Below are 6,643 nucleotides of genomic sequence, written 5' to 3' on the forward strand. Positions count from 1 at the left end.
CGTCCCGGACGCTGACCCCCTGTCCTCCGGGACCGCGGACGGACCGCCGGGAGCCGCGGACGGGCCGCCGGGAGCCGTGAACGGGCCGTCCGGTGCCGCCGACGGGCCGTCCGGTGCCGTGGCCGGGCCCCGCGTCTCTCCGGAGGCCCTGGACGAGCATGCGGCGCCGTACGGCAGGCCGGGCAAGCCGCTGGCCAAGAACCCCTTCCTGATCGGCCTGACCGCCGGAATGGGTCTGCTCACCGCGTGGGCGCTGGCCCAGGCCCTGGTCACCTCGCGCAGCGTGATCGTGCTGGTCGTGGTGGCGATGTTCCTCGCCCTGGGACTGAACCCGGCCGTCGAGGCGCTGCAGCGGCGCAGGCTGGCGCGACGCTGGGCGATCTCGATCGTCTTCGGCGCGGTGATCCTGTTCTTCGTGCTCTTCGGGCTGGCGATCGTCCCGCCGGTGAGCCAGGAAGCGGCCTCGTTCATCAGCGCGGTCCCCGGCTACACCCAGGAACTGCTCGCCAACCCCACCCTCAAGGAACTGGACAGCGACTACCAGATCCTGACCAGGATCGGCGACTACATCACCAGCGGCGGCCTCGCCCAGACCGTGGCGGGAGGCCTGGTCGGCGCGGGCGCGGTGGTGTTCAACGCGTTCTTCTCCGGGGTCACGCTGCTGGTGCTGACGCTGTACTTCCTCGGCTCGCTGCCCTCGATAAAGGACTATCTCTTCCGGCTCGTGCCGAGCAGCCGCCGGGAGCGGGCTCAAGGGCTCGGCGACGAGATCATCAGCGGCATCGGCGGCTACGTGGCCGGGAACCTGCTGATCTCGGTGATCGCCGGCGTGGTCACCTGGGTGTTCCTGGCCTTCGCGGGCGTCGAGTACGCGCTGGCGCTCGCCCTGGTGGTGGCGGTCACCGACCTGATCCCGCTGGTCGGCGCGACGATCGGCGCGGTGCTGGTGAGCGGGGTGGCACTGCTCCAGTCGGTGACCCTCGGCATCGTCTGCGCGATCTTCTTCCTGGTCTACCAGCAGGTGGAGAACTACCTGGTCTATCCGCGCGTGATGAAGCGCTCGGTGGACGTGGCCCCGGCGGTCACCGTCATCGCCGCGCTGTTCGGCGGCGCGCTGCTCGGCATCGTCGGAGCGCTGCTGGCCATCCCGGTGGCCGCGGCGATCGCGCTGATCATCCGCGAGGTGGTGATCCCCCGGCAAGCTCGGCTATGAAGCCCGCCACCGCGCGGTTGAACGCCTCGGGCTGTTCGATCGCGCTCAGGTGACCCGCCTTCTCGATCACGGCCAGCCGCCCGTCCGGCACGGCCCCGACCATCGTCTCGGCGTCGGCGGGCGGGGTGAGCAGGTCCTCCTCCCCCACGATCACGAGTGCGGGCACCTTGAGCCCGCGCAGGGTGTCGAAGGAGTCGGGGCGGCCCGCCATGGCCCGCTGGGCCCAGGCCACGGCCCTGGGCGGGGCCGACTGGACCAGCCCGCGCACCCGGCCGAACACCATCGCCCTGCGCTGCACGGTGGTCACCCCGATCAGCGACGGAAGCACCTCCTCCACCAGGATCGAGGTGCCGTCGTCGAGGACGGCTGCGGCGATGCGCTCGCGGTTCGTCCTGGCCGCCTCGGGATCGGCGGCCGCCTTGGTGTCGGCGAGGATCACCCCCAGCACCCGGTCGGGGTGCCGGCGGCACAGGGCCATCGTCACGTAGCCGCCCATGGACAGGCCGCCGACGACGGCCCGGTCGACGCCCTCGTGATCGAGCAGGCGGACGACGTCGTCGGCCATCACGTCGAGGGAGGGCTCGTCGTCGCCCAGCACCGAGCCGCCGAAGCCGCGCAGATCGGGGGTGATGACCTTGCAGACGGCGCCCAGGCCCTCGCGCTGGGCCAGCCACATGGCCGATGACAGGGGGAACGCGTGGAGGAGGACGACCGGAAGTCCCTCGCCCGCCGATCGCGTGTACAGGTCCACGGAGTCCACCGTAATCGCGGATCTCCGATCTGGCACCCCTTGATTCACAACGGGTTGTGATGACGCGCTGACTCCGCGGTCAAGCCCTCCTCCGGCCCCGGACGGAACCCCGCGGACGCCCCCGGACGAGGCTCCGCGGACGTCCCGGACAGAGCTCCATGAACGTTCCGGACAGAGCTCCGCGGACGCCCCTCGGACGAGGCTCCACGGACGCCCCCGGACAGGACTCTACGGACCGGCGATCTCCGTGGGGAGGGGCGAGGCCGCCGGGTTCACCCGCCGGACGATCTCGTCGAGGACGATCCGCACGTACGGCTCGCCGACCCACAGGTGCTTGGCCCCGTCCACCCCGACGACCTCCGCCTGGGGGACCCGGGCGAAGCGCTCGCGGGCCTTCTCCGGCTGGAGGTAGTCGTCGAACTCGGGGACCAGCACGGTCAGCGGCCGGCCGAACGCCGCCCACGCGTCGAGGTCGGCGTCGGTGGCCCGGTGCAGCGGCGGGGAGAGGAGGACGGCGCCCTCCACGAGCGGGTCGTGCCCCCACTTGAGCGCGAGCTCGGTGCCGAAGGACCAGCCGATCAGCCACGCCCGGGGCAGGTCGTGGAACTCGGCGTACTCCAGCGCGGCGGCGACGTCGAAGCGTTCGTCCAGCCCCTCGCCGAAGGCCCCCTGGGAAGTGCCCCGCTCGGAGGTCGTGCCGCGCGTGTTGAAGCGCAGCACGGCGAGGTCCGCCAGCGCGGGCAGCCGGTTGGCGGCCTTCTTGTAGACATGGCTGTCCATCATGCCGCCGTGCGTGGGCAGCGGGTGCAGGCAGATCAGCGTGGCCACCGGGGGCCTGTCCGCCGGCAGGGCCAGCTCGCCGACGAGCGTCAGCCCGTCGCCGGTGTGCAGCTCGATCGGTTCCCTGCGCGCGGGCAGCACCGTAGAGGCCCGGATGTCCATCTTTTCCCCACTCCGTCTCGTGAGCGGGCGCCGGTGGACCGGATCTCCGGGAGGCGCCACGCGGTCGTTGTCAGTATCGGGTCCGGCCGGGACCGCGCTTGACCCGGTTGCGCCAGCAGGCGGTGTGCCAGTGCCTGCGCTCGTTCTCCCCGCCCGTCCAGGCCGGCCAGCTCACCAGGTGCGGCAGGCCGGCCCTGATCTCCTGGTCGCAGCCCGGGCACCGGTAGACCTTGTCCGCTCCGGAACCGGTGACCCGGCGCACGTGCCAGTCGCCGTCGGGCCACTCCTCGACCTGGTCGACCCCGGGCACGGACCCGCCGACCGGGCGGGCGGAGGAACCCCGGTTGCCGCCCCGGTCGAACGGGCTCATCCTGCGGGCTTTACGGGGGCTCATGGCAGGTCGCGGATGCTCCGCACCCCTGCCGTGACGAGCTGGTCGAGCAGCGGCGCGGGGGCGAAGGACGGCTCGCGGTACTCGGCGTAGAGCGCGCGCAGCCCGTCGCGGACGGTCTCCAGCCCCAGCTCGTCGAGCATCTCGAAGGGCCCCGAAGGGTAGCCGCAGCCCAGCTTCATGGCCGCGTCGATGTCCTCGATGGCCGCGTAACCGGAGTCGTACATCCGCACGGCGTCGTTCAGATACGGGTAGAGGAGCGCGTCCACCACGAACTCGGCCCGGTCCTTGCACCGCACCGGGGTCCGGCCGACGATCCGTACCAGGCCCTCCACGGCGCGTGCGGCCTCGGACGAGGTGAGCGCCGTGGAGGCGACCTCGGCGATCCTGTCTCCGACCAGGTGCAGGCCGACCAGGCGCTCGGGGCGCGGAAGCCCCGCGGCCAGCTCGATCACGGGATTGCGGGACAGCGCGACGACCACGTCGGCGACCTCGGCGGCGGCGGTCTTGAAACCGGCGTCGGAGAGCTTGGCGGCGAACTCCTCCGCCCCCTCCCCCAGCACCGCCACCGAGCCCACCGAGGGTTTGACCGTGGGCGGCGGCCCGCCGGGCTCCTCCTCCCGGTGGAAGCCGCCGCCGGCCTTGCGGCCGAGCAGTCCGGCGGTGACCAGCTCGCGCAGGATCGGCGCGGGAGCGTGGCGGCGGTCGCGGCTCTCCTGGAACAGCACGCACAGCACCTCGTAGGAGGTGTCCAGGCCGATCAGGTCGAGCAGGGCGAAGGGGCCCATCGGCAGCCCGACGCCGAGCTTCATCGCGGCGTCGATGCCGTCGCGGGTGGCCAGGCCGTTCTCCAGCAGGACAGCGGCGTGGTTGAGGTAGGTCAGCAGCAGCCGGTTGACCACGAACCCGGCGCGGTCGCCGACACTCACCGGGGTCTTGCCGAGCCTGCGCGCGAGGGCGGCCACCTCCTCCGCCAGGCCGTCCTCGGTGATCACTGTGTGGATCACCTCGACCAGCTTCATGACCGGCGCGGGGTTGAAGAAATGCATGCCGACGACCTGGCCGGGCCGGGCGGTGGTCGCCGCGATCTCGGTGACGGAGAGCGAGGAGGTGTTGGTCGCGAGCACCGCGGACGGCTTGCAGATCCGGTCCAGGTCGGTGAAGAGGGCCCGTTTGAAATCCATGACCTCCGGGATGGCCTCGATCACCAGGTCGGCGTCGGCCAGGTCCTCCAGGGAGGTGGTGAAGGTCACCCTGCCGAGGATCTCCGCGCGCTCGGCCTCGGTCAGCCGCCCCTTGGCCAGAGCCCTGCCCGTGGAGCCCTCCAGATGGCCGCGGCCTCGCTCCAGCGCCGCCGGGTCGGCCTCCACGCCGGTCACCCCGAGCCCCGCTCGAGCGAACACCTCGGCGATCCCCGCGCCCATCGTGCCGAGCCCGACCACTCCGACCTTCTCAAAGCTGCGCGTCATGCCGCCCAGTGTCCCAGAGGTGCCTGCCCCACCCCAAAACCGGCTTGGGCCCTCGGCACCCGGACCGCACCGGTAGGGTTGGCGCTCATGCGGCTGGTCATCGCGCGATGCAGCGTGGATTATCTGGGAAAGCTCACTGCGCATCTTCCGATGGCGCCCCGGCTCATCCTGATCAAAGCGGACAGTTCGGTCTCCATTCACGCGGACGACCGGGCTTTCAAACCGCTCAACTGGATGAACCCGCCGTGCAAGCTCCGTGAGGAGGAGGGCACCTGGACGGTGACCCACGGCAAGACCGGTGAGAAGCTCGTGCTCACCATGGAGGAGATCATCCACGACTCCAGCCACGAGCTGGGCGTGGACCCCGGTCTGATCAAGGACGGCGTCGAGGCTCACCTGCAGGAGCTGCTCGCCGAGCACATCACCACGCTGGGCGCGGGCTGGACGCTGGTCCGCCGCGAATACATGACGGCGATCGGCCCGGTGGACATCCTCTGCCGCGACCACGCGGGGGCGAACGTGGCCGTGGAGCTCAAGCGTCGCGCGAACATCGACGCGGTGGAGCAGCTCACCCGTTACCTGGAACTGATGAACCGCGATCCCCTGCTCGCCCCCGTCACCGGCATCCTGGCCGCCCAGGCCATCGTGCCGCAGGCCAGGACCCTGGCGGAGGACCGCGGCATCCGCTGCGTGACCCTGGACTACGACGCGCTGCGGGGCATCGAGCGCAACGACACCCTGTTCTGACGGCTCCGGCCGCGTCCCCCGGACGACCCGGTCTCCCGCCGCGTCCACCGGACGACCCGGTCTCCCGCCGCGTCCACCGGACGACCCGGTCTCCCGCCGCGTCCACCGGCCGACCCGGTCTCCCGCCGCGTCCACCGGCCGACCCGGTCCCCGGCCGTGTCCACCGGACGACGTGGTCCCTGTCCTCCGAACGGAGGACAGGGGGTTCCACCGGTCGTTGGTGCCCCCGGAGCCGTGGCGGCGCGACGATCGGAACATGAGAACAGCGGTGACGGTGCGGGGCCTGACCAAGCGCTACGGCGACGTGCAGGCGGTCGGTGGCATCGACCTCGACATCCACGCGGGCGAGGTGTTCGCGATCCTCGGCCCGAACGGCGCCGGGAAGTCCACCACGGTGGAGATCATGGAGGGTTACCGGACCCGGGACGCCGGAGAGGTCAGCGTCCTGGGCGCCGACCCGGGCAGGCCGACCCGGGAGTGGCGCGCCCGGATCGGTGTGGTGCTGCAGACGTCCAACGACGTGGCCGAGGTGACGGTGCGGGAGACCGTTCGGCACTTCGCGGGCTACTACCCCGATCCCAAGGATCCGGACGAGGTGATCGAGCAGGTCGGCCTGTCGGACAAGGCCGGCAAGCGGATCCGCCAGCTCTCCGGCGGCCAGCGGCGCCGGGTGGACGTGGCGCTGGGGGTGATCGGCCGCCCGGAGCTGCTCTTCCTCGACGAGCCGACCACCGGGTTCGACCCCGAGGCGCGCCGGCAGTTCTGGGACCTGATCCAGGGCCTGGCACACCAGGGGACCACGATCGTGCTGACCACCCACTACCTGGACGAGGCCGAGGCGCTGGCCGACCGGGTGGCCGTGGTGGCGGGGGGCCTCATCGTGGCCGAGGGCGAGCCCAAGACCCTGGGCGGCCGTGCCACCGCCAAGGCCAGGGTGAGCTGGTCCGACGAGGGTGAGCACCACACGCTGGAGACCGACACCCCGACCAGGACCGTGCTTGAGCTGACCCACCGCTTCGACGGCGAGGTGCCCGGGCTGACCGTGACCCGTCCTTCCCTGGAGGACGTCTACCTCAAGCTCATCGAGCCTCCCGCCTGACCTCCGCGGAACCGCCCTCCCCGAATGGCCC

Annotated in this window: 7 protein-coding genes; 3 read left to right on the top strand and 4 right to left on the bottom strand. The window is 71.7% G+C overall.

Features of this window, described 5'->3' with window-relative positions; translation table 11 throughout:
* Window positions 1-19: 19 nt before the first annotated feature.
* The gene (locus CA984_RS41715) at window positions 20-1,213 is read left to right on the top strand and encodes an AI-2E family transporter (protein ID WP_242676471.1); all 1,194 of its coding nucleotides are present in this window, start codon (window positions 20-22) and stop codon (window positions 1,211-1,213) included.
* Here CA984_RS41715 and CA984_RS41720 read toward each other — a convergent pair.
* The 4 genes from CA984_RS41720 to CA984_RS41735 all read right to left on the bottom strand — a co-directional run bounded on the left by CA984_RS41720 (window position 1,173) and on the right by CA984_RS41735 (window position 4,766).
* Complete coding sequence (locus tag CA984_RS41720) at window positions 1,173-1,964, bottom strand: alpha/beta fold hydrolase (protein WP_086578854.1); 792 nt, start codon at window positions 1,962-1,964, stop codon at window positions 1,173-1,175. The genes CA984_RS41715 and CA984_RS41720 overlap by 41 nt on opposite strands.
* A 228-nt stretch (window positions 1,965-2,192) precedes the next feature.
* The gene (locus tag CA984_RS41725; RefSeq protein WP_086578850.1) at window positions 2,193-2,906 is read right to left on the bottom strand and encodes an alpha/beta hydrolase; all 714 of its coding nucleotides are present in this window, start codon (window positions 2,904-2,906) and stop codon (window positions 2,193-2,195) included.
* Between the two features lie 70 nt (window positions 2,907-2,976).
* On the bottom strand, window positions 2,977-3,276 hold the full coding sequence (locus CA984_RS41730; RefSeq protein ID WP_341351761.1) for an ATP/GTP-binding protein: 300 nt from the start codon (window positions 3,274-3,276) through the stop codon (window positions 2,977-2,979).
* A gap of 20 nt (window positions 3,277-3,296) precedes the next feature.
* Entirely contained in the window at window positions 3,297-4,766 is a 1,470-nt protein-coding gene (locus tag CA984_RS41735) for a 3-hydroxyacyl-CoA dehydrogenase family protein (protein ID WP_086578852.1), read from the bottom strand.
* Between the two features lie 87 nt (window positions 4,767-4,853).
* Here CA984_RS41735 and nucS point away from each other — a divergent pair, with 87 nt between their 5' ends.
* Both nucS and CA984_RS41745 read left to right on the top strand, forming a co-directional pair.
* Window positions 4,854-5,513: an endonuclease NucS gene (gene nucS, locus CA984_RS41740; protein WP_031159082.1), complete on the top strand. Its 660-nt coding sequence runs from the start codon at window positions 4,854-4,856 to the stop codon at window positions 5,511-5,513.
* A gap of 256 nt (window positions 5,514-5,769) precedes the next feature.
* Window positions 5,770-6,612, top strand: coding sequence for an ABC transporter ATP-binding protein (locus tag CA984_RS41745; RefSeq protein WP_086578853.1), 843 nt, complete (start codon window positions 5,770-5,772; stop codon window positions 6,610-6,612).
* Window positions 6,613-6,643 lie beyond the last annotated feature (31 nt).

It is taken from the genome of Streptosporangium minutum, assembly GCF_002149035.1.
Classification (GTDB): domain Bacteria; phylum Actinomycetota; class Actinomycetes; order Streptosporangiales; family Streptosporangiaceae; genus Streptosporangium; species Streptosporangium minutum.